Annotated in this window: 19 protein-coding genes; 10 read left to right on the top strand and 9 right to left on the bottom strand. The window is 60.2% G+C overall.

All coding sequences use genetic code 11. The annotated features are described in order from the left end of the window. Positions 1–509: 509 nt before the first annotated feature. The 8 genes from P0D70_RS26735 to P0D70_RS26700 form a co-directional block, all read right to left on the bottom strand. Positions 510–1,265: a hypothetical protein gene (locus P0D70_RS26735; protein ID WP_408186676.1), complete on the bottom strand. Its 756-nt coding sequence runs from the start codon at positions 1,263–1,265 to the stop codon at positions 510–512. Between the two features lie 3 nt (positions 1,266–1,268). Then, a complete protein-coding gene (locus P0D70_RS26730; protein ID WP_408186675.1) occupies positions 1,269–1,718 on the bottom strand; it encodes a hypothetical protein in 450 nt (149 codons plus the stop codon). Positions 1,719–1,922: 204 nt separating this feature from the next. Beyond that, complete coding sequence (locus P0D70_RS26725) at positions 1,923–2,372, bottom strand: hypothetical protein (protein ID WP_091793913.1); 450 nt, start codon at positions 2,370–2,372, stop codon at positions 1,923–1,925. Beyond that, entirely contained in the window at positions 2,359–2,922 is a 564-nt protein-coding gene (locus tag P0D70_RS26720; RefSeq protein ID WP_408186674.1) for a lysozyme, read from the bottom strand. Before P0D70_RS26720 ends, P0D70_RS26725 begins: the two co-directional genes overlap by 14 nt. An 8-nt stretch (positions 2,923–2,930) precedes the next feature. Beyond that, entirely contained in the window at positions 2,931–3,476 is a 546-nt protein-coding gene (locus P0D70_RS26715) for a PAAR domain-containing protein (RefSeq protein ID WP_408186673.1), read from the bottom strand. Between the two features lie 739 nt (positions 3,477–4,215). Then, the gene (locus P0D70_RS26710; protein ID WP_408186678.1) at positions 4,216–5,313 is read right to left on the bottom strand and encodes a type VI secretion system protein TssA; all 1,098 of its coding nucleotides are present in this window, start codon (positions 5,311–5,313) and stop codon (positions 4,216–4,218) included. A gap of 75 nt (positions 5,314–5,388) precedes the next feature. Next, positions 5,389–5,967, bottom strand: a complete 579-nt coding sequence (gene tssE / locus P0D70_RS26705) for a type VI secretion system baseplate subunit TssE (RefSeq protein ID WP_408186672.1) — start codon at positions 5,965–5,967, stop codon at positions 5,389–5,391. A gap of 51 nt (positions 5,968–6,018) precedes the next feature. After that, entirely contained in the window at positions 6,019–6,675 is a 657-nt protein-coding gene (locus tag P0D70_RS26700; protein WP_408186671.1) for a TagK domain-containing protein, read from the bottom strand. Positions 6,676–7,274: 599 nt separating this feature from the next. Between P0D70_RS26700 and tssH the strand changes: the two genes are divergently transcribed. The 10 genes from tssH to tssM all read left to right on the top strand — a co-directional run bounded on the left by tssH (position 7,275) and on the right by tssM (position 21,144). Next, the gene (tssH, locus tag P0D70_RS26695) at positions 7,275–10,028 is read left to right on the top strand and encodes a type VI secretion system ATPase TssH (protein ID WP_408186670.1); all 2,754 of its coding nucleotides are present in this window, start codon (positions 7,275–7,277) and stop codon (positions 10,026–10,028) included. Positions 10,029–10,066: 38 nt separating this feature from the next. Further along, on the top strand, positions 10,067–10,612 hold the full coding sequence (tssB, locus tag P0D70_RS26690; protein WP_408186669.1) for a type VI secretion system contractile sheath small subunit: 546 nt from the start codon (positions 10,067–10,069) through the stop codon (positions 10,610–10,612). 33 nt (positions 10,613–10,645) lie between these two features. Next, a complete protein-coding gene (gene tssC, locus P0D70_RS26685) occupies positions 10,646–12,139 on the top strand; it encodes a type VI secretion system contractile sheath large subunit (RefSeq protein ID WP_408186668.1) in 1,494 nt (497 codons plus the stop codon). Between the two features lie 130 nt (positions 12,140–12,269). Continuing rightward, positions 12,270–12,671 (top strand): hypothetical protein, encoded by a 402-nt coding sequence (locus P0D70_RS26680; RefSeq protein WP_091793894.1) that lies wholly within the window; start codon positions 12,270–12,272, stop codon positions 12,669–12,671. A gap of 20 nt (positions 12,672–12,691) precedes the next feature. Then, a complete protein-coding gene (locus P0D70_RS26675) occupies positions 12,692–13,159 on the top strand; it encodes a DUF3828 domain-containing protein (protein WP_408186667.1) in 468 nt (155 codons plus the stop codon). Between the two features lie 46 nt (positions 13,160–13,205). Further along, positions 13,206–13,688, top strand: coding sequence for an Hcp family type VI secretion system effector (locus P0D70_RS26670; protein WP_091793890.1), 483 nt, complete (start codon positions 13,206–13,208; stop codon positions 13,686–13,688). 113 nt (positions 13,689–13,801) lie between these two features. Continuing rightward, positions 13,802–14,302: a type VI secretion system lipoprotein TssJ gene (tssJ, locus tag P0D70_RS26665; protein WP_408186666.1), complete on the top strand. Its 501-nt coding sequence runs from the start codon at positions 13,802–13,804 to the stop codon at positions 14,300–14,302. A gap of 12 nt (positions 14,303–14,314) precedes the next feature. After that, positions 14,315–15,661: a type VI secretion system baseplate subunit TssK gene (gene tssK, locus P0D70_RS26660; protein ID WP_408186665.1), complete on the top strand. Its 1,347-nt coding sequence runs from the start codon at positions 14,315–14,317 to the stop codon at positions 15,659–15,661. Positions 15,662–15,748: 87 nt separating this feature from the next. Continuing rightward, positions 15,749–17,083 (top strand): type VI secretion system protein TssL, long form, encoded by a 1,335-nt coding sequence (gene tssL, locus P0D70_RS26655; protein WP_408186664.1) that lies wholly within the window; start codon positions 15,749–15,751, stop codon positions 17,081–17,083. 32 nt (positions 17,084–17,115) lie between these two features. Continuing rightward, positions 17,116–21,144, top strand: coding sequence for a type VI secretion system membrane subunit TssM (tssM, locus tag P0D70_RS26650; RefSeq protein WP_408186663.1), 4,029 nt, complete (start codon positions 17,116–17,118; stop codon positions 21,142–21,144). A 113-nt stretch (positions 21,145–21,257) separates the two neighbouring features. Here tssM and P0D70_RS26645 read toward each other — a convergent pair whose 3' ends face one another. Further along, complete coding sequence (locus P0D70_RS26645) at positions 21,258–21,656, bottom strand: copper resistance CopC family protein (protein ID WP_408186662.1); 399 nt, start codon at positions 21,654–21,656, stop codon at positions 21,258–21,260. Between the last annotated feature and the right edge of the window lie 10 nt (positions 21,657–21,666).

Below are 21,666 nucleotides of genomic sequence, written 5' to 3'. Positions count from 1 at the left end.
AAGTGTCGAGAGGGTCGATTCCCGCTCCTGCGAAAGCGACCCTTGAGAAACTACGTAAAGACGCCCGCACGAAGCGGGCGTCAATATCCGCGGCGCAGATTCGTCGCTTGTCCTGCGCTACAGGTGGCGTGCCGCCATAGCGGAGTCGATCCACTCTCTCGCCGACTCGCGCCGTAGCATGATAAACGCTAGAACGCGAAGCCATACGCAAAGCGCAATAAGAGCGATAGACCACACGCCTAATACCGAAAGATAGGGTCCACCGGACACGGTCCATACAATGCTAAACGCTGCGATCCACTTGAGAAGATCAAAGGCCCATTTTCGGCGTTTCATTGCATACACCAGTGCCAACGGATTAGCTATAAGGCTTGCGATTATGGCGACCCATCCTGTCGGCTTTAAAGGCAGACTCCATAACAAAACGCCTTCTACCGATACCTCACATAAAAAGGCAAGAAAAAAAGCGACGATGGCAGCTCGAATACTGAGTGGCATTGCAGGCGTCTTCATCGGAACATAGTACTCTGACAATAATTCATCCAGCTGGTAAGGTCCGAGCCTCCCCTCTCGTCATACAGCGCCCGGCAGTAACTCTGCTTATATAGGGAGTCTGCTACCGGTGTAAAACTACCCGGCACTGGGGTTCCAGAGATTCTTATCAAACCCGGCGCTGTCATGCTATCACTCAGATAGACGAATAGACCCTTACCGGACATTATCTCATCATATGTGTAAAGGTTATACCCGTTCCCGTGGTTGACGCTTCCCCAATAAAGCGATGCGCTGGCAATGGATGCTGGTTTTGAAAGCTGCAGCGTCTTCGACAATGCAGCTCCAAGCCATACCTTAGCGGCACTCACATACGGTTGAAACGAAGACTGCAAGTCAGCGGCAAGGGCGAGTGCTCCAATTGCCGCTGCCGCGCCGGGTCCAATTTCCGCCCATATAAGTAGCGTAACGGCGATTGTACCAGTCGCACTGACAAGAGTTAGCACATCCCCGGGTTGAACCATTTTATTTGGGTCTTTCCAGTCAGTCACGATCCGGGTTAGTGCGGACGTGGCTGATAAGCCGTTAGTAATGATGCGGATCGGTTTCAGCATATTGCTGACATTTGATACGGTCGCAATCAGATTGCTGCCGTTCTGGATTATTGACAGCGAGTCGCTTGGACTATTTCCTGCAGACATGAACGCCTGATAAGATCCCATCGAATTCGACCCCGTTTCGACCCATTGCAACACCAACTCTACTTTTGCCATTTGTTATTCAGCCTTTGATTCAGTATCCCATGGGGAAATTGAGTTAACGACCGAACTTACCGAACGAGAAGTCGAAGGATTCGATCCGATCACATAGCGATAAAAGAGTTGCGAACTTCCGGATTTTGGCGTGTAAACCGGCTGGGCAATGAAAGATCGTGAATTCGTAAGAGTAAAAGGAAGGTTTTCGATGATTTGCGAGAATGCCCTATCAGTTGCCAGCTCAAGACTTGCGTTAATATCATCATCAGGATTATCATAATTGATAATGCGAACCCAAAAAATCCATGACCCATCGTCGCGCTTCAGTGCGCTCGCGCCATTGGTTAGCGCATAGCCGTGGTTCGACGTTGCAGGGAGCTGGGGCGACTCGGGGGTGGCGCGGGCAATTTGCGATGTGATTCCCACGAGAGATAATGCGCTATTACGCAAAAATAACCGTCTGCTTGTCATCGTTTTTCTCTGATTGAGTGGCTTGCGCCGTTTGCAAATGTAGCTCTCACTACAAATGCAAACTTATCCCCATGGCAGACATGTATGACATCAGAGAACTCCTAAAGACTACTTCCATTTGACAAGGGGATGCCATGCCTCATCGGTTTTCACGCAGGTCTTCGTTCCAATAAAAATCCCCGCCGTAGCGGGGATCGTGTTTTTCTATCGGCTCTCGTCAAGCGCCTTTTTTATGGCCGCACACTTTGGAACTGGAGACGTTTCCATATCGCCGGGGCATGTGAGCCGTTTATAAAACTCAAATTCCTGAGTCGCGATGGTCTTTCGACATTCTGCAATCTGGAAATCAGTATCCGGCGTGTAGTCTCCCCCCCACCCATTGAATGAATAGCCTAACACTGTGCAATCTGATTCAAGCTTGTCTTTCCATATCTGATAATTTTGGTCTATCGCGGCCCGCCTGTCTCCTTTGGCTTGCTCTCTAATTCTAAGATATAGACTTTTCGAGTCAAAAAGCATCTTGTCTGCGTCAGCTTTTGTACATTCGAGAAAATCATTACGCTTTTTAGCGTGTTTCTCACAAGCCGCGTCAGCAAATGCAGACGTGGCAAAGGCAAAGCCAGTCGCTACAATGATTGCTTTAATGGCTCGCATCGTAATTCCCATCCTTGAACATGTTTCCCTCTGCACGGCGCCGCCTTAAAATGCCACGCGGTTGTACGTCGCCTGCCCACGAATATTCCAAAAACTTTGCTGGCACCTGGTCGTAGTGGCCGGTGTTTACGAGATGCAAAAGTCCCTCATTGTGACTGCGCAAATTATAAACAAAATCGACTAATGCATCGTACTCGTATTGAAAGAGCGGAACATTTATGCGTTGATTCACGATCCGTTCAGGGTCTATCAAATCCTGATGCATTAATTGGTGCGCACGCTCCAACGATATACCCCTCAAAAAAGGGGCTTCAGAGGATACACCCGATATCGGACCCATATGAACCAGGTGCCCGAAGCCAATAGTTGTATTTCCACCGCGCCCACCGCCATCGTTGTCGTATAGATGTGGCCGGAAAGCCTCCCATGCTTCAATAAAACCGATTCCCGCCTGAGAGATTCGCCACGGCTTGCAAAGCCGATCCGTGCGTACGATCACACACGAATTAGAATTGGTGTTCGTTATTGCTGTCCCAAGTGCATCCGGCATCAAACCTCCTATCTGTGTCCAAGGTAAATCTTGATGGATTGCGCGCTGTCCGTTTGATAGCGCCGGGTTCGTCCGCGCGAATCGGTCATGCCGTGAATCCGTTCGCCCGAAGGTAGAAACACGGTGTAAGGCGTGTCAGGGACTACGTTATGTGCGGCGTCAACAAGCGCAAACTGCTCATCGTGGCGTTGATGTGCATACTCGACTTGGGACGCGTGCTCACCATCAAGCTCCACGCGTCGCGCGTATTCATAATCGCGGTCCTCGCACCACGACTCTCCTGCCAGACTCGCAGTGACGCGCGGTGGGGTTGAACACTGGCACAGAACGATATCTCCATCGAGTGCCACATGGTGCGTCGTCTCGTATTGAAGCCGATACGGGCCGCCCGCTTTCGCGAGTATCCCGGTGCTTTTGCACGTCAGACAGAATGCTTCCTTGCCGAGTAGTGCGGCCTTATGGCCGTGAAAGCGAAAGCCGGTGCCCTGCACATAGTCAAGAACCTCGCCCCCGCCGCTCAAGGTGTCGCCCACAACTGCTATGCGTCGTTTCATACCTGCACACCCTCACTGAAGTTGAAGCTGGTTGCCATGCTCATCGAGCGGCACGAACAGGGTGGATGTGTGCAACTGCGATGCGGACTGTCGTTGATCACGGCACGCGCGCCGTCGCTGTATGTCACGATATCTCCGACACACGCAAGGGGCAGCCCGGCCAGCGTGATAGACCGCCCGGTGGTGACACGCCCGCCGTGCCCGGTGAGCGTGCCTACAGTGACGAAGTGATAAAAACGTGCCTTTACGTTCCTGATCCGACATTTCCACGACTCCATGAAATAGACGAAGGCGACCGGCGAGCCAAGCCACCGGTGCTGCTGCAGCGGCTTAGCCACTGCAGGCACAAAATCATCTGTGGAGGCCGGCAGCGGCGTACATGGGATAAGTCGGAAAAGCAATGCGACTAATGCGCGCCGCATGACAATGCGCACTGGAGTTGACAGATCACGGGTCGGCCCGAGTGCACCGGATGCACGGGCGAAAAAAAGGCGCGATGATTCGCGCCTTCTTCATGGGTGCGGCGTGGCCGCTCATGCTAGTGGGCGGAGGGTTGCGTGCGGTGTGTCGGCGGCTATGCGGACTCGCATACGACTATACAAAAGGAAGCTCGGTGAAGGGCATGACGGGAGCGACCTATCATCAATTCGCTTCGCGTATCGACTACTTCGTGGCGAAGCGTACCGATGTCTATTTGATTTGTTCAGGCGGCCTGCGCCGCCGCTCCCACGTGGGGCGCTCACCCCTCGCTCTCCCATTGAACAAGCAGTTCAGCGGGAATGGCCTTGACCACCTCCGCATAGCGCTTACCCACAAGTCGCTCGGCGCGCCCGAGCAGCAAAGGAACCGGACTGCTCGGTTCGTTTTTCTCAAACCACTCACGGGCCTGCCTGATTAGCTCGCGAGCGGTGTGGCGATCGGTAAGTGGCGTGCCGCCGCTCTCACCTGCCATCACATCGACGTTCCCGCGCGCCGACTCCCCTTCATGCCCGGCCAACGAATCGGGAGGCGCTTCATCCACGCCGCGTTCGATGGTCGGCGGGTCACTCATAGCGATGTCCGCTTTCCTTTTGTCCGCGTACGCACCATCTCGCGCAACATGCTGGAGCAACCGGGTCAGCGCCGAAAGATTCGGCGCGTGGACGCCCAGGTGCTCGCGGCTCCATGCGTCGATCGCGGCGAGGCTGACGAGCGCCTCGTCGAAGCCCGTCAACGTGCCCTGCTGCTGTGAGCGCAGATCGTCGAGTTGCCGCGTCACCGATTCCGGCGCAAGCGCATCGTTTAGACGGGGATAAGCAAACGCACGCTCAATGTCGCGCACCTGAAGGCGCGTGGCAGTCGACTTCGTCAACGCGATTTCTCGCACATCCGCAAGCAGACCATCCACGTCGGTCAGGGCCTGCAATGCGTTCATGCGGATTTCGAGCGCGGCCTCGCGATCCGCGTCGACGCCGGGCTGCGGATGAATCTGATCCGCAAAAGCCGCGAGCCACGCGGCGAGCAGGCCCACGCCCTCGGCGAGTCCCGCCGCACCGGTAAGCCGGGTGCGGCAGCGCGTGAACAGCACGGCGAGACGCATGTCCTTGCTGCGCATCATCAAACGGCGGCAGTCGCGATCGACGTCGCTCCAGTTGACGGGCTCCGGCGATCCCACGAAATCGCCGTATTGCGCGTCCGGCCTCGTGGTGATTTTCGCCGCGAGAACGACGAATTCCGGGTCGTATTCGAGGTCGATGCCGCACGGTGCCGCGGAGTCGACCGGGGTCATCCAGTTGTGAGGCACAGGTGCTTTCGTTGTCCCCGCGCTCTGCACAAGGTGTTTTCTGCTTTTGCTCATCATTGACCTTCATCCCGCTTGGCCATCGGCACTTGCGGTTGTTCTTCGTGCATCTCCCTAGATACAGGATCACGCTCAGCCCGCGCGCATTCCAGTGACGTTCAGTTGACTCGTTTCCAGGTCGAGGGAACTCTGCACCATGAATTCGAGCGGATACGGATCCATGCGAATCATGCCGCGGACCTCGAATGCCAGCACGTTGTAGTGAACCTCGGCATCGACACCGGCGAGCGGCGCAATGCTGAGTGATTCGGCGATAAGCCGTGGCTCGAACTCGTTGATCGCGGACCGGATGATCTTCTCGATGTGTTCCCATTTGCGCGTTGCCGTGAAGGCCCCCGCAAGCGGCGGCACGCCGAAATTCACCGTCGACGAAGCCACATGCGGATATCGCTCGCGATCGATCAGATCCTCCATGCTGGTCGTATTCAGCAGGAATGCCAGATCGCGCTGCACGATGTCGCGCATCTGCGAACGGGTCACCGTGTATTCACTGGGCGCTTCCGTGTGCCTGCGCGGCGCATCGTCACGCAGACGGTCGAGCAACGTTGGCAACAGATGCGCGCTCGCTCGTCGGGGCGTGGCGGCGCCTTCGCGCGCGGAACGCGCCTCGCGTTGCACGGCCCAGGAAGCAGGCGCCTTAGGCCTGTCCATCTGCGGCGCCTTGCTGCCACTCTGTCTTCTTGCTGCGGGATAGATATGCGGTCATCGAGTCTCTTCGTGTGTCATTGAACGTGGGGCCGGCAACGGGCTGTCCAGACCCAACGCATGGTGGTCCCGTCGTGCCAGCGCGGGCGGCAACACGCGCGCGCGCCGTGCGGCCACGGCGAGGTGTGCCGCCGGTGCGAAAAGACCGAGGATTTCGGGCGCCGGCTCCGCCACGTCGAAGTCGGCTTCCAGGTCCGCGGCGAGCGGGCCGAACGCGTCTTCCATGAAACGCGCCCCGGACACAGGTGCTTCGATCGACGCGATGTGCGGTGTCCGTGCAGCGGATTGCGCCTCGTAGTGCGAAGCCGGATACACGCCGGCTGAAAGGGCGGATTGCCCTTCCCAACCTCCAGACAGAGACGCATGGGGATCGCAAAGTACGCGCAGGTACTGCTCGTGCAACGTTTCGATCAGATCGTTGATACCGCTGCTTGCTTCGCTGCGATCTCGCCGCGACTCGCCGGTATCAGACGCCAGGGCGGCGCCGATCAGGCCGAATATTGCGCTGCTTCCAAGCAGATCTTCGTCTTTGCGGTACTCGGAATCGTATTCGGGGGCGCGCAGATGATCGTCGGCGCTCTGATGTGCAAGGCGCCCGTCTCCAGGCAGTTTGCGTTCCGTTTGTGTCGGGCCCGCTTCAACGCGCGGGGACACCCTCACTTCATGCCTGATAAATCTTCTCACCCACATGTCATTGCCCGTGCTTTCCTGATTGGCGGGAGTCGCATTCTAAACACGAATCCCGGGCATCAGTCCATTTCAAAAAGAATGAAATTCTATTTCACCGCTACCTCTTATTTTTTTGATAAAAATTAGGATAAAAATCTTTCAGGGCACGGTATTTCACATATTTTCACGACTCTCCCGTAATTTCAAGACATTGGTGTAAATCCATAAATCTCCATAAAAACAATCACCTATATGCACAATAGAATCAAAAAATAACACTTTCATGAAGAACGATCCCAATCCGACTCGGAATTTTCACAACGCCATCCATTTTCAATCTATTTCGACAGACATCAATTGACGAATGAATCAAGTCATGCGCTTAATACAATCCTGACGATTTTATTTCACTTAAAAAAAATATCATGACTTAAGAATGGCAATTTGATTGATCCGCAATGGATCGAATAGCCCGCAGCCCTATTTTCAGATTGATCCCAGATTGATTTGGGCCGATCCGCAATTGCTTCGCCCGACAACGAGCGAAAGCACGAAAACGCATGACAGCGACGCAGAGAAACCCCATGACGACTACGCGACAGGCGCTCTTCGGCAAGCTCGGAACTACGCTATACAAAAGCATCGAGTCCGCCACCGTCTTCTGCAAGCTGCGCGGCAATCCGTATATCGAACTCGTGCATTGGCTGCATCAACTGCTGCAACAGCCCGACTCGGACCTGCATCGGATTGCGCGGCACTGTGGTATCGACCGGGAAGCGCTCGATCGTGACATGGCAAGCGCGCTCGCCGCACTACCCGCAGGTGCCAGTTCGATCAGCGATTTCTCGCATCACGTCGAAATGGCGATCGAGCGAGCCTGGGTCTTGGCCACGCTCAGCTTCAATGACCGGCGCATTCGCAGCGCATGGCTCGTCGCGGCACTCGTACAGACGGTGGAATTGCGGCGTATGCTGCTTTGCATTTCACCGGCGTTCGCGAGACTAACCGCCGAAGGTCTGAACCCATCTCTGCTGGCATCCATAGGCGCGTCCCCAGAAACCGCTGAAGCGCCCTACGACAACAGCGATCTTTCACCGGCGGTGCCAGGCGAGACCTCGCATGCGCTTGCCGCGCAATCAAAAGCTTCGCCGCTCGAACAGTTCTGCACGGACCTGACCGCGCGTGCGCACAACGGCGAAATTGATCCGGTCATCGGGCGCGAGCTGGAAATTCGCACGATGATCGACGTGCTGCTGCGCCGTCGGCAAAACAATCCGTTGCTGACTGGCGAAGCGGGCGTCGGCAAGACCGCTGTCGTGGAGGGACTCGCATGCGCCATCGCCACCGGCGACGTGCCGCCCAAACTGGTGGGCGTGCGCTTGCTGACGCTCGACGTGGGCGCGCTGCTCGCCGGCGCGAGCATGAAGGGCGAATTCGAGTCCCGTTTGAGAGGCGTGCTGGAGGCCGCGCTGAAGACGGCCGTGCCGGTGATCCTGTTCATCGACGAAATCCACACGCTGATCGGTGCGGGCGGTCAGACAGGCACTGGCGACGCTGCCAATCTGCTGAAACCCGCGCTTGCGCGTGGCGCGATTCGCACGATCGGCGCCACGACCTGGGCGGAGTACAAGCGCCACATCGAAACAGATCCGGCGCTCACCCGGCGTTTCCAGGTCCTGCAGGTACGGGAACCGGAAGAACCGGCCGCTATCGATATGGTGCGCGGCCTCGCAAAGACCTTCTCGCGGCATCACGATGTCGTCGTGCGCGACGAGGCGATCCGCGCGGCCGTGACGCTGTCGCATCGCTATCTCCCGTCACGGCAACTGCCGGACAAAGCCATCAGTCTTCTCGACACCGCGTGCGCGCGTGTCGCACTTTCCCAGCACGCACCTCCGCGAGAGTTGCAGGACGTGCGTCAGCGCGTACGGGCGGCACGCGTCGAAAGCGAGTTGCTCACCGCGGAATCGCGTATCGGGCTGGACACCGGCCGCGCACTGACGGCGGCCCAGACGCGCGTCGATGAGTTCGTCGCCGTTGAAGGGAGCATCGAAGCCCGCTGGAAAGCGCAGCTCGCAGCGGCGCAGGCCTTGCTCACCGCTCGTGATGCGTTCGGCGTCGATAGCGGCGTGCCACGCGCGGACACGAGCATGGAGGCGCGCGCATCGCTTCACACGCTCAAAGATCTGGAGCACGCCCTCACGCAATTGCAGGGCGATGCGCCACTGGTGTTCGCGGACGTGAGCGAGGCGATCGTCGCCCAGGTTGTGTCGGACTGGACGGGCATTCCCGTCGGCCGCATGGTCACCGACGAAGTGGCCGCCGTGCAGTCGCTGCCAGCCACGCTCGAAGCGCGCGTGATCGGGCAGTCCGACGCCTTGCGTCAGATCGGCGAACGGGTGCAAACCGCGCGCGCCGGGCTCACGGATCCGAAGAAACCGCTGGGCGTCTTCCTGCTTGCCGGACCCTCCGGTGTGGGCAAGACCGAAACCGCGCTCGCCCTCGCCGAGGCGCTCTACGGCGGCGAGCAGAACCTGATCACCGTCAATATGAGCGAGTATCAGGAGGCCCATAGCGTTTCCGGACTGAAAGGCGCCCCGCCCGGCTATGTCGGTTACGGCGAGGGAGGCGTGCTCACCGAGGCCGTGCGGCGCCGCCCTTATTCGGTGGTCTTGCTCGACGAAATCGAGAAGGCTCATCGCGACGTGCATGAAGTGTTCTTCCAGGTCTTCGACAAGGGCTATATGGAAGACGGAGACGGCCGCTACATCGATTTCCGCAATACGACGATTCTGCTCACCAGCAACACTGGGTCGGAACTCACGGCCACCCTGTGCGCCGATGCGTCGCGCTCACCCGATGCAAACCAATTGCGCGAAGCCCTCAGACCCGAATTGCTCAAGGCATTTCCCGCGGCATTTCTCGGCCGCGTCACCGTAGTGCCGTACCGGCCTCTCGCGCACGAATCGCTTGCGCGCATCGTGCGGCTCCATCTGAAGCGCGTTGCCAGACGCATGGCTGACGTTCACGACATGGCGCTCGCGTACAGCCGGCAAGTGGTGGACTACATCGTCGGCAGGTGCCTTGTTCAGGAAACCGGGGCTCGCGTGCTGATCGGCTTCATCGAACAACACGTGCTACCGCGCCTTTCCGCGTTATGGCTCGACGCCTTTGCGTCGAAACGAATGGTCACACGCATTGAGATCGACCTCGTCGACGCGAGCGCGCTACCCATCGCGGCGCTCGCTTTCCAATGCACGTATGCGCTTGCGCCAGCGCCGGAAAGGCCCTCACCCGCCACCATGTCACACACATCTTCCGTCGAGCAGGTTGACTGACCGCTGCCGACTCTTCACCACCGTCCACGGAGACCTCCATGTCCGTTCCCAGCAGTTCGCAGAAATTCATCGCGCTCAATCGGGCGCCACGTGTGCAGATCGAGTACGACGTCGAAGTCTACGGCTCCGAGAAAAAGGTCGAATTGCCGTTCGTGATGGGCGTGCTGTCGGACCTTTCCGGCGCGCCCGTCGAGGCGCTGCCGCCGGTAGCCGCGCGCGGTTTCCTCGACATCGATATCGACAACTTCGACGAACGGATGAAGGCGATCGAGCCGCGCGTCGCATTCACGGTGCCGAACACGCTATCAGGCGAGGGACAGTTGCTGGTCGACATGACCTTCGAGAGCATTGAAGACTTCTCGCCGGCGGCCGTTGCCCGCAAGGTCGATTCGCTGCGCCAACTGCTCGAAGCCCGCACGCAACTCGCGAATCTGCAAACGTATATGGACGGCAAGTCCGGTGCGGAATCACTCGTCAACAGATTGCTACAGGATCCGGCGTTGTTGAAATCGCTTGCGGCCACACCGAAACCGCTCGTGACAGACGCGGACCACGACACAGTGGATACGGTCACGACCATCTGACCGCCTGAGCAGAACAGATCCGGAGGACATGACATGGCAACACAACAGATCCACGCGGGGGCTGCGGAAGCGCATACGCCGTCCGACTTTACCCAGTTGCTCAACCGGGAATTCAGACCGAAAACGGAACAGGCCCGCGTGGCTGTCGAACACGCCGTGCAGACGCTCGCCGAACAGGCATTGCTGCAGTCGGCCACGATCAGCGACGACGCGTATAAAAGCATCGAGGCGATCATCGCGCAGATCGATCACAAGCTTTCCGAACAGATCAATCTGATTCTTCACCATGACGACTTCCAGAAACTGGAGTCCGCCTGGCGCGGTATGCACCATCTGGTCTCGAACACGGAGACCGACGAGCGTCTGAAAATCCGTTTCATGGACGTGTCGAAAGACGAGTTGCGGCGCACGATGAAACGCTACAAAGGCATGGCGTGGGATCAGAGCCCGCTCTTCAAGCAGATCTATGAACAGGAGTACGGCCAGCTTGGCGGCGAGCCTTACGGGTGCCTCGTAGCCGACTACTATTTCGACCATACGCCGCCCGACGTCGATCTGCTCGGCTCGATCGCCAAGGTGGCCGCAGCGGCGCACACGCCGTTCATTTCCGGCGCGTCGCCTGCGGTCCTGCAAATGGAATCATGGCAGGAGCTCGCCAACCCGCGCGACCTGACCAGGATCTTCACGCAAAACCTGGAGTACGCGCCGTGGAACTCGCTGCGCAATAGCGAAGACGCGCGCTATGTCGGGCTTGCCATGCCCCGCTTCCTTGCCCGGCTGCCCTATGGCGCGAGAACCCACCCCGTCGACGAGTTCGATTTCGAAGAGGACACCAACGGCTCCGATCACCATCGCTATGCATGGGCCAACGCGGCCTACGCGATGGGCGTGAACATCAATCGCTCGTTCAAGCTGTATGGCTGGTGCTCGCTGATCCGCGGCGTCGAATCGGGCGGCACGGTCGAGAATCTGCCGTGCCATTCGTTTCCCACCGACGACGGCGGTATCGACATGAAATGCCCAACCGAAATCGCCATCTCGGACCGGCGCGAAGCCGAATTGTCGAAGAACGGTTTCATCCCGTTGATCCACCGCAAGAACACCGATCACGCCACTTTCATCGGTGCGCAGTCGTTGCAGAAGCCCGCTGAATATTACGACGCGGACGCCACCGCGAACGCGAATCTGTCCGCGCGCCTGCCATATCTGTTCGCCTGTTCGCGCTTCGCGCATTACCTCAAGTGCATCGTGCGCGACAAGATCGGCGCATTCAAGGAGCGCGAAGACATGCAGCGCTGGCTGAACGAGTGGGTCATGCATTACGTCGACGCGGATCCCGCCAACTCATCGCAGGAAACCAAGGCACGGCGGCCGCTCGCCGCCGCGGAGGTGGTGGTGGAGGAAGTGGAAGGCAACCCCGGCTACTACCAGGCGAAGTTCTTTCTGCGCCCGCACTTTCAGCTCGAAGGGCTGACGGTGTCCCTGCGCCTCGTCGCGCGGCTGCCGTCCATCAAGGAAGCCGCCTGACTGAAACGGCCGGAAGCAGGCTTCTGGATGCAGACCATGTTAGCGCTACGAAAACAGGTGTGCGTCCGCATCTCGCCCCGCTTTCCGTTCGTGATTTTCAACCGATTGCGATCCGATTCAACACGTTGATATGTCCGATCAAAATTACGATGTCGATGCAGCGGTCAGGCATCTGAATACTCACGCCCATGCGGATTCCAATGGCCGATGCGCGACCTATGTGAGGCAAGCGCTTGCGGCCGGCGGAATCGTCATTTCTCAGGGACCGGCGGTCGAGTTCGCCAGGAACTACGGTCCCGTTTTGCGCGCGCATGGGTTTGTCGAAGTATCCGTGGGCGACCTGATTACGCCACGCAAAGGCGACACGGCCGTTATTCAGCCTTATCCCGGCGGCAATATCGCCGGCCATATCACCATGTACAACGGCTTGCAGTGGGTCTCGGATTTTCGCCAGAACGATATGTGGGGCGGTCCGGGCTATCGTCAAAAGAAGCCGGCGTACAAGGTGTATCGCTGGCAGGGGGCGCAATGAGGCAATGGCGAAGCTGCACTTTGGCGGCGGTTGCGTGGGCCGCTCTTGGCATGCAACCGGCACTTGCACAGAGCGTCGATTCGGCGAAGCGGTTTCTGCAAACCGTCTATGGCGCCTACACGTTCAACGGCGATCCTCCCGGCATCGATACGTCCGGCTCTCATGCCATTGCGTCGCCCTCACTCATGCGGGTCATCAGGAAGGATCAGCGGGCATTGAAGGGAGAGGCCGGCTATCTGGGCATGGATCCGGTTTGCCGTTGCCAGGATTTCGATATCACGACGACCGGCATCGACGTCACGGTCGCGAAGCGTCACACGGCGAAGGCCGTCGTGTCGTTTACAAACTTCAAGGAGCCACACCAGGTGGAGTTCGATCTGGTTTGGGTTCGTGGCAGATGGCTTATCGACGATATCAGGGCCGCCGACGATCGCCGTAGTCTTCGTGAGGCACTGCAGGCAGAGATTGCGGATGTAGCCAGCAAGTAGTGAAAACCAGACTGTCAAAATTCAACGCGCAAGGAGCACTTTCTATATGGCACAAGACATTTTTCTCAAGATCAACGGTATTGATGGAGAATCGCCGGATGCTTCGCACAAGAACGAAATCGAGGTCAGGAGTTGGGGCTGGCGAGTGTCTCAGCAAGCGAATATGCATGCAGGCTCCGGCGGCGGCGCAGGAAAAGCGACCGTGGACGACCTCGAGTTCGAACACCTCGTGGATCGGGCGAGCCCGAACCTGATGAAATACTGCCTGACCGGTAAGCACGTCGACCAGGCTGTGCTGGTTGTGCGCAAAGCCGGCGGCAACCCGCTCGAATATCTGAAGATCACCATGAACGATGTGATCGTCACCCAGGTTCATCCGTCCGGCAGCAACGCCGACGACGGTATTCACGAGCATGTTCGCCTTTCGTTTGCGAAGGTCAAGCAGGAGTATGTCGTTCAGAACGCACAGGGCGGTAGCGGCGGCGCAGTGACAGCCGGTTACGACATCAAGGGCAATAAGGAAACTTGAGCCGCGTTGCCGGTTCACGCGCAGCCCCGTCCCCGGTAGGTCCTAGAGTTCCCTGGCCTCGCCGGGTTGCGTCCTTGCTGCGTTTCTATCGTGCCTCATTTTTGCGTTGCCCAATGCGCCCGTTCGCCACCGTTATTGCCCTCGCCTTTGCATGTGCGCTGACCGCGTGCGCCAGCCGCGATCCGAACACCGCGAAAGAACCCGTCAAGCTCGAACTGTCGGTCGTTGCGTCGTCGGGTGTCAATCCAGACGACCAGAAGCGTGCGGCGCCGATCGTCATACGGGTTTATGAATTGAAAACCGACGCGGCATTCAATTCCGCCGACTTCTTTTCATTGCAGGACAAAGACAGGACAGCCCTCGCGGACGATCTCGTCACGCGCGCGCAATTCCAGTTGCGGCCAGGCGAGAGCAAATTTATCCGGACCAAAACCGATCCCGCCACGACCGTGATCGGAATACTCGCGGCCTATCGGGATCTGCCCAGCTCGGTATGGCGCGCGGCCTATCCGCTACCGTCCGCGCCCGATGCGGCGTGGTATCGCGGCTCGCCGAAACTGAAACTGACCATCGATCTTGAACCGAACGCAATCAGGATCACCGAAAGAAAATAGTGGAATAAAAGCATGAGCTGGCATAACAAGGTGGTCTGGAGCGAGGGGCTCTTTCTGCGCCCGCAGCTTTTTCAGCAACAGGAGCGATACCTCGAGCACTATGCGCACAAACGCGCAGCAACGCTCTCGCCGTTCTTCTTCGGCTTCAGTCACTACAGTCTCGATAGCGAAGCGCTGGCGCTCGGCAAGGTGATCGTGAAGTCGGCCAGTGGCGTATTCGCCGACGGCACACCGTTCGATATGCCCGCCAGCACGTCGCCGCCCGCGCCGCTCACCGTCCGCGCGGAGCACCTGGATCAGGTGATCTATCTCGCGGTGCCCGTGCGTGTGCCGAACGGCGAAGAGACGAACTTCGACAACGCCGCCGACTCGCTCGCGCGCAACGCCGTATTCGACACCGAGTTGCGCGACACGAATTCGATCGGACAAGGTCCGAAGACCGTGCAGTTGTCGAACCTGCGCCTGCGGCTCGTGCCGGAGAAGGAATTGACCGATGCATGGATCGGCCTCGCGCTCACTCGCGTCAAGACGATTCACGCGGACAGCAGCATCGCGCTGGACGAGACCTTGATTCCGCCGGTGGCGGGCTTCGGTGCGAGCGAACTGCTCACGAGCTGGCTCGCGAAGATTCACGAACTCACGCGCCTGCGTGCAACCGCGCTCGCAACCCGGCTGACCGGCGCTAACGGCAACGCCGGGACCACAGCGGAGGTCTCCGACTATCTGCTGTTGCAAACGCTCAACCGTTACGAGCCCTTGCTCCAGCATCTACGCCGGGTGCCGGCCACGTCCCCGGCCGATCTTTACGCACTGCTGCTCGGCATGGCGGGAGAACTGTCGACCTACGTGCGCACCGATAGCCGGCGGCCGCTCGATTCCCATCCGGCTTACCAGCACACCACGCCGCACCTGTGTCTGAAGCCGTTGGTGGACGACACGCATCTACTGCTCAATGCGGTGCTGGTGCGCAGCGCACAGCACATTGAACTAAGAGAGCTGGGACATGGAATGCGCAACGCGGTGGTCGATCCCGTCGACATGCGCGGCTTCACGGCAGTGGTGCTCGCGGTGCATGCCGCGATGCCGCCCGACCTGCTCCAGCAACAGTTTGCCGCTCAGGCGAAAGCCGGCCCCTCTGAACGGCTGCCCGATCTGGTGCGGGGACATCTGCCGGGCATCGCGCTACAGGCGTTGCCGGTCCCGCCGCGACAGATCCCCTTTAACGCGGGCTTTGTCTATTACGAGTTCGCCCGTGGCGGCCCGTTGTGGGACGAAGTCGCGCGACACGGTGGACTTGCCTTGCATGTCGCCGGCGAATTCCCGTCGCTGAAGCTCGAACTGTGGGGCGTGCGCGGCTAGCACGCATCAGCGGGTACCAGGCAGCGTGAGACGCTAAAGCCTCGAATAACAAGGGGCAACGACAATCCAGAGAGAAAAGGTCAGTCAGTGCATTCAGACGTAGCAAACCGCTCGCGCGAGCGTGCCCCGTGGCCTGGCGATCAGGGCGGCATGCAGGCCGCCGCCTCACATTTCGCCCAGGCAGAAGTGTCTTCCCGAGCCGCGAGCGCGGCGGCGTCCGGCCCGTCCCCTCATCGAGACGCGCCGCCGGGTGAATCGACCGCGGAGCGCCTTGCCGCGATCAGGGCCTCGCGCAACCCGCTGCTCGAGGCGGCCCGCCCTCTGTTGCGCGCGCTGGCGGACCTGCCTGACCAGTTGCAGCAGGACGGGATAGAACAGTTGCGGGTGCTGCTTGAGCAGGAAGTGCGGGCTTTCCAGAAGCTTTGCGATCAGACCAACATCCGGCGCGATCATATGCTCGGTGCGCGCTATTGCCTGTGCACGGCACTCGACGAAGCCGCCATGCAAACGGTATGGGGCAAAGGCGGAGAAACCGGCGTCGAATGGAATACCCATGGACTTGCCACGCTCTTCCACGAAGATCGGCAAGGCGGCACCAAGGTCTATCTGCTGGTCGGGCGGCTGATGAGCGAGTCGCAGGAACATCTCGACCTGCTCGAACTCATCTACCGGATTCTTAGTCTGGGCTTCGAAGGCCGCTACCGCTACGAGGCCGATGGACGACGCAAACATGAAACCGTGCGTCAACGGATCTATAACGAGATCATGCCGCGGCACGGGAGTCTGGCCGTCGCGCTGTCGCCACACTGGCAATCGGATGCGAAGGGCAACCGGGTGTCGTTTTTCGACTTCCCGGTATGGATCACGCTTTTTGTTCTTTCAGTCATCCTGATCGCTCTGTTCGGCTACTTCAAATACGAATTGCTGAACCACAGCGCGGAGGTGCAAAAGCAGATCGCCGACATTGGCCGCATGACACCCCCGCCTCCCCCGCGCGCACTGCACCTCAAGGAACTGTTGAAGAACGAGATTGCCGCCGGCACAGTGAGTGTCGACGAAGACGACCATCACAGCTCGGTAACGTTCCGCGGAGATTCCATGTTCCCGCCGGGAGCCGCGGCGGTGAAGAGCGCGATGACGCCACTCATCACCAGGCTCGCGGGCGAAATCGTCAAGGTGCCGGGCAAGGTCGCCGTGTTGGGTTACACCGACAATCTGCCGATCCGAAGCCGTCAGTTCGCCTCGAATGAAGCCCTCTCGGAGGAGCGCGCCACGCAGATCATGCAACTGCTTCAGACAGCCGGCGTGCCGGCGACGCGCCTCGAAGCCGTAGGAAAAGGTGCCGCCGATCCAGTGGGCGATAACGCCACCGTACAGGGCCGCGCGCAAAATCGCCGCGTCGAGATCACGGTCGCGCAATGACGGATCAACCAGGACACTCGGGAAATTCAGGCATGAAGAAGTTGTCGTTTCTGGTATCGCGCCAGTTCCTCGCTCTCGCCGCGCTGCTGGTTATCGCGTTGGTGATCTGGTTTGTGGGTCCACTGGTGGCGTTCAGCGGCTTGAAACCGCTCGCCCCCGTCGGCATGCGTGTGCTGGTGATAGCACTCATGCTGGCAGGCGTGCTGCTGTGGCTGGCGGGCTGGTCCGCCAGTGTGTTTTTCGTGGCGCTGCTGTGCCTGCTGATCTGGCACGCGTCGCCACTCGTCACGGTCGGCCGCGAACAACCGTTCGTGTCCGCTTCGGCGCGCATGATCGCCATTGCGATATTGCTGGCGATCTCCGTCGTGTACTGGGCGTTCCTGCTCTTGCAGAAAATGCGCAGCGAACCGCAATTCCTCCAGAGCCTGCTCGAATTTGGCCGCAGGAAGGAGGCATCGCCGGCTGCGGTGCAACTGGAAAACGTGCATGCGATCGTCTCGGCGGCGCTCGCGCGTTTGAAAGCCATGCGCACGGGAGCGCGTGGGATCGCGCGTCTGTTTCAGGGCAAACGCTACCTGTATGAACTGCCGTGGTACATCACGCTCGGCTCGCAAGGCTCCGGCAAGACGTCCGCGTTGCTCAATGCCGGACTGCCGTTTCCGCTCGCGGCGCAGATGCAGCGCACTGCCGGTGCTCTCCTTGGCACTGAGTCCGTCGAATGGTGGCTGACCAACGAAGCGGTGCTGATCGATACCGCGGGGCACTACACCCGTCATGGCACCTCGCAAAACGGGCGACCGGCGTCGACGCTCGCTACGGTGACGAGCAAGGCTGCTGACAAGGCGACGGCCACGTCAAGGCATGAAGACGCGGCCGCCACGAGCGAAATGGTCGCGTCGCCCGACGCTAATCATCCGGACTCGAACCGGTTGCACGAAAAAACGGATGCGGACGAATGGCTCGGCTTTCTTGCGATGCTGCGCAAACACCGGCCTCGCGCGCCGATCAACGGCGCGATAGTGACAGTCGAGCTTGCCGCGCTGACGAGTCTCGACAACAACGCGCGCATGGCCGAAGCGGCGGCGTTACGCGCACGTCTTGGGGAATTGCGCGAAACGCTCGGCATCCGCTTTCCGGTCTATCTGGTCGTGACCAAAATGGACCGCCTGTGCGGCTTCAACGAATACTTCGCTTCATTGACGGCCGAGGGACGAGCCCAACCTTGGGGCTTTACGCTGCCCTACGGCAAGGAGTCGCTTGCCGCCCGAGGCGTGCGGACGCGCTGCGACGAGGAACTCGCCCTGTTGACGAACCGCCTCGCCGACGGCGTCAACACGCGTTTGCAGGACGAATTCGATCCGGCCCGGCGCCGGCAGCTCGTCGCGCTATCCGAAGAGTTTGCGGCACTGTCGCAACCGCTGGGCGAGCTGGTCGAACGCGTGTTCCTCGACTCACGTTACGACGCCACGCAACTTCACGCCACCCTGCGCGGCGTTTACTTCACGAGCGCGAGTCAGACCGGCGACGCGTTGGTCGCCGGGCGGCGCACTATCGCACGGCGGCTGTCGGCATCGCTCGATAGGGTGCCCGGTACGCGCGGTGCCAGGCCGGCGGGCAATCAAAGCTACTTCCTGCACGATCTGCTCACCAAGGTCGTGTTCGCCGAGGCGCAACTGGTGCGTCCCAATCTGCGCTGGGAATTCCGTTTCCGTTTGCTGCGGTTCACCGGCCATGCGCTCGCCGTGCTTCTCTTCGCATGGCTTGCAATCGGCCTGCGGCTCAGCTTCGCGCATAACAGCGACTATCTTTCCCTAATCGGCCGCAAGTCGCAGGCGCTGGCCGCGAAGGTCGCGCAACTCTACAAGGAGCCGAAACCCGACGCGATCCCCGATACGCTCACCGAAGCGCGTTACCTGCCGACCTTCCCGGGGCTCGACATGGCGGACCCGGATAGCGCGTACCGGTTCGGTCTTTACACCGCGCCTGCTGTGGTCGCCGAGAGCCGCCGCACCTACGATGTGCTCGAAGACAACCTGCTGCTGCCGCCTATTGTGCGGCGTATGGAGAACGTCATCGCCCAAGCGGTGGCGAACAAGGATTCGAAGACCGCCTACGACGCGCTACGCGTCTACCTGATGCTCTACGACAAGCCAAAATTCCACGCCGACGACGTGAAAGCCTGGGTGCTCGACGACTGGGCGAACACAGATAGCGCAGCGGTGTTCGGCGGCCGGGCCTCGATGATCGAGCACGTGCAGCAGCTCTTTTCAGGCAGCCGCGTGGTTCAGTCACCGCTGATCCGAAACGATTCGCTGGTGCAGCAGGCCCGCTCGTTTCTCGATGGCAGCAATGCAACCGCGCGTCTGTATGAACGGGCCAGAGCGGCGATGCAGAAAGAGGCGCCCGACGAATTCACCCTGATCCGCGCGGTCGGCCCGCAAGCCGGACTCGTCTTCACGCGGGCGAGCGGCGCGCCGCTGTCGCGCGGCGTGCCGGGACTCTTCACCTTCGACGGCTACCGGCAGCTGTTCGACAAGCGTGTGCCCGAGTTCGTCGAGGCCGCGCGCGACGACGACGCCTGGGTAATGGGCCGCACCTATCTGGGCGAGGCTCAAAAAAAAACGGCTGAGTTCGTCAGCGCGGCGAGCGGCGCCGACGACCCGCTCACGGAGGCTATCCGCCGCCAATATCTGACGGAATACGCGCGACAGTGGGATGCGTTTCTCGGCGACATTCGCACTGTCAACGGGACCAGTCTGCAGTTCGATCTACAGGTGCTGCGCAGCTTCGCAGCGCCCGATTCCCCGCTTGCCCGGCTGGCGCGCGCGGCCGTGCGCGAGACCACGCTGACGCAAGCCGTCGCGGCAGCGGACGCCTCCCTGCTGCAAAAGGCCGCCGACCGGCTGAGCGAGAAAGCGGATAAGACGCTCGGCATCCGGGCCTCGGAAATCATCGAACGTGAACTGGTCGATAGTCACTTCGCCGCGCTGCGCGAGGTCGTTACGGGCAACACGGACGGACAGGCCGCCGTGCAGGCAGGCACGGCGCAAGTGGACAAGACGGGGCTCGACGGCGTGGGGAACCTGCTGAACGACTACTACACGGCGTTGACGGTCGCCGACAATGCGCTCGCCAACAACAGCATGCCGCCGGCGAGCGACACGGCGGCCAGACTCAAGATGACCGCCAACACCATGCCGCCTCCGCTTCGCGCCGTGTTGCTGGCGCTGGCGGCGGACGGCTCGCGCGAGGTGAATCAGGGCATCGGCCAGTTACTCTCGCGACAGATGCAGGCGGTAGTCGGCGACACCTGCCGGCTGACGATCGAAGGCAACTATCCGTTCGCGGCGGCCAGCCAGCGCGAGGTGCGTATCGACGACTTCACGCGGGTCTTCGCGCAAGGCGGTGTGATCGACGACTTCTTCGTGAAGACACTCTCGGCCTTCGTGGATACGTCGGCAACACCGTGGCGCTACAAGACGTTGGCCGGCGCGACGGAACCCGTCCAGGGGCCGGAGCTCGAACCGTTCCAGCATGCGAAGGCGATCCGCGACATCTTCTTCGCCGACCCGGATCGGAAACAGCTGTCATGGAAGGCGGAGATCCGGATTCCCGAGCTCGATCCGACGATTACCGGACTGATGATCGATATCGACGGTCAGACGACGCTCTATCAGCATGGACCGGTTACGCCGTTCCCGGTGACGTGGCCGGGCACACGCGGCGGGGTGCATGCGGAGGTGACGGCCGAGCCGCGCATCCGGCCGGAGACTTCGACGCTCGCAACGGACGGGCCGTGGGCGCTAATGCGACTGGTTCAGAAAGGCCAGGTTGCCGAGACCGCGACGCCGGGACGCACACGCGTGGCCTTCGACTTCGACGGCCGCAAGGCTGTGCTCGATATCGCGGGTGCGGGCAGCGTCGCCAATCCGCTGACGAGCGATGTGCTGACAACGTTCAAATGCCCGAGTTCGATGCCGATGCTCACCCTCACCGACAGCGCACCACCGCCGGGACTGCCGCCGGGAATTCCGGCCGAAGCGACGGGCGCGTCTCATTGATACCGCAAGCGATATCCCGGGCATGCGCATGCGGTCGGCGTCATTGCAACAGAATGATGCGACCGACCGCGCGCCATACCTCGACGGATGACGCAGCGCATCACCGCGTGCCGCTATTTCACATTGAACGCATAGTCGCCGTGCGTGCGATGTCCATCCGACGCCACGGCCACCCAGTGCACCGTATAGTGGCCCGCCGCGAGCGGCGGCAGCGGCACGGCGATCAGCGCCGGTTGATGCTCGTCGACCGCGGCTTTCTGCGCGTTGACCTGCTTGCCGCTCGCGTCGGTCACCGTCAGCGAACTGAACGCCGCTTCGAGCGGTCCGTCAAAAATCACCCGTACCTGCGCGGGTGAGGCCACCGTCGCACCGGCTCCGGGTTCCTGCTTCTGCGGGAACACGTGCGCGAAAGCCGCGCTCGCGACTGCGAGACCGGCGAACCACACCGCCAGTTTCGCGGCAGCGAGCCTCGCGTCACCGCGATGGTTGCCGATCGTGCCATTCATGATCATCGTGACTCTC

Origin of the sequence: Paraburkholderia sp. RL17-381-BIF-C (assembly GCF_046026435.1) — a bacterium.
Classification (GTDB): Bacteria; Pseudomonadota; Gammaproteobacteria; order Burkholderiales; family Burkholderiaceae; genus Paraburkholderia.
This window is presented reverse-complemented; position numbering and strand designations above follow the sequence as displayed.

Bases quoted from the DNA above. Each gene is read 5' to 3' on its own strand.
- P0D70_RS26735 (WP_408186676.1), bottom strand. From the start codon at position 1,265: ATGGCAAAAGTAGAGTTGGTGTTGCAATGGGTCGAAACGGGGTCGAAT.
- P0D70_RS26730 (WP_408186675.1), bottom strand. From the start codon at position 1,718: ATGACAAGCAGACGGTTATTTTTGCGTAATAGCGCATTATCTCTCGTG.
- P0D70_RS26725 (WP_091793913.1), bottom strand. From the start codon at position 2,372: ATGCGAGCCATTAAAGCAATCATTGTAGCGACTGGCTTTGCCTTTGCC.
- P0D70_RS26720 (WP_408186674.1), bottom strand. From the start codon at position 2,922: ATGCCGGATGCACTTGGGACAGCAATAACGAACACCAATTCTAATTCG.
- P0D70_RS26715 (WP_408186673.1), bottom strand. From the start codon at position 3,476: ATGAAACGACGCATAGCAGTTGTGGGCGACACCTTGAGCGGCGGGGGC.
- P0D70_RS26710 (WP_408186678.1), bottom strand. From the start codon at position 5,313: ATGAGCAAAAGCAGAAAACACCTTGTGCAGAGCGCGGGGACAACGAAA.
- tssE (WP_408186672.1), bottom strand. From the start codon at position 5,967: ATGGACAGGCCTAAGGCGCCTGCTTCCTGGGCCGTGCAACGCGAGGCG.
- tssH (WP_408186670.1), top strand. From the start codon at position 7,275: ATGACGACTACGCGACAGGCGCTCTTCGGCAAGCTCGGAACTACGCTA.
- tssB (WP_408186669.1), top strand. From the start codon at position 10,067: ATGTCCGTTCCCAGCAGTTCGCAGAAATTCATCGCGCTCAATCGGGCG.
- tssC (WP_408186668.1), top strand. From the start codon at position 10,646: ATGGCAACACAACAGATCCACGCGGGGGCTGCGGAAGCGCATACGCCG.
- P0D70_RS26680 (WP_091793894.1), top strand. From the start codon at position 12,270: ATGTCCGATCAAAATTACGATGTCGATGCAGCGGTCAGGCATCTGAAT.
- P0D70_RS26670 (WP_091793890.1), top strand. From the start codon at position 13,206: ATGGCACAAGACATTTTTCTCAAGATCAACGGTATTGATGGAGAATCG.
- tssJ (WP_408186666.1), top strand. From the start codon at position 13,802: ATGCGCCCGTTCGCCACCGTTATTGCCCTCGCCTTTGCATGTGCGCTG.
- tssK (WP_408186665.1), top strand. From the start codon at position 14,315: ATGAGCTGGCATAACAAGGTGGTCTGGAGCGAGGGGCTCTTTCTGCGC.
- tssM (WP_408186663.1), top strand. From the start codon at position 17,116: ATGAAGAAGTTGTCGTTTCTGGTATCGCGCCAGTTCCTCGCTCTCGCC.
- P0D70_RS26645 (WP_408186662.1), bottom strand. From the start codon at position 21,656: ATGATCATGAATGGCACGATCGGCAACCATCGCGGTGACGCGAGGCTC.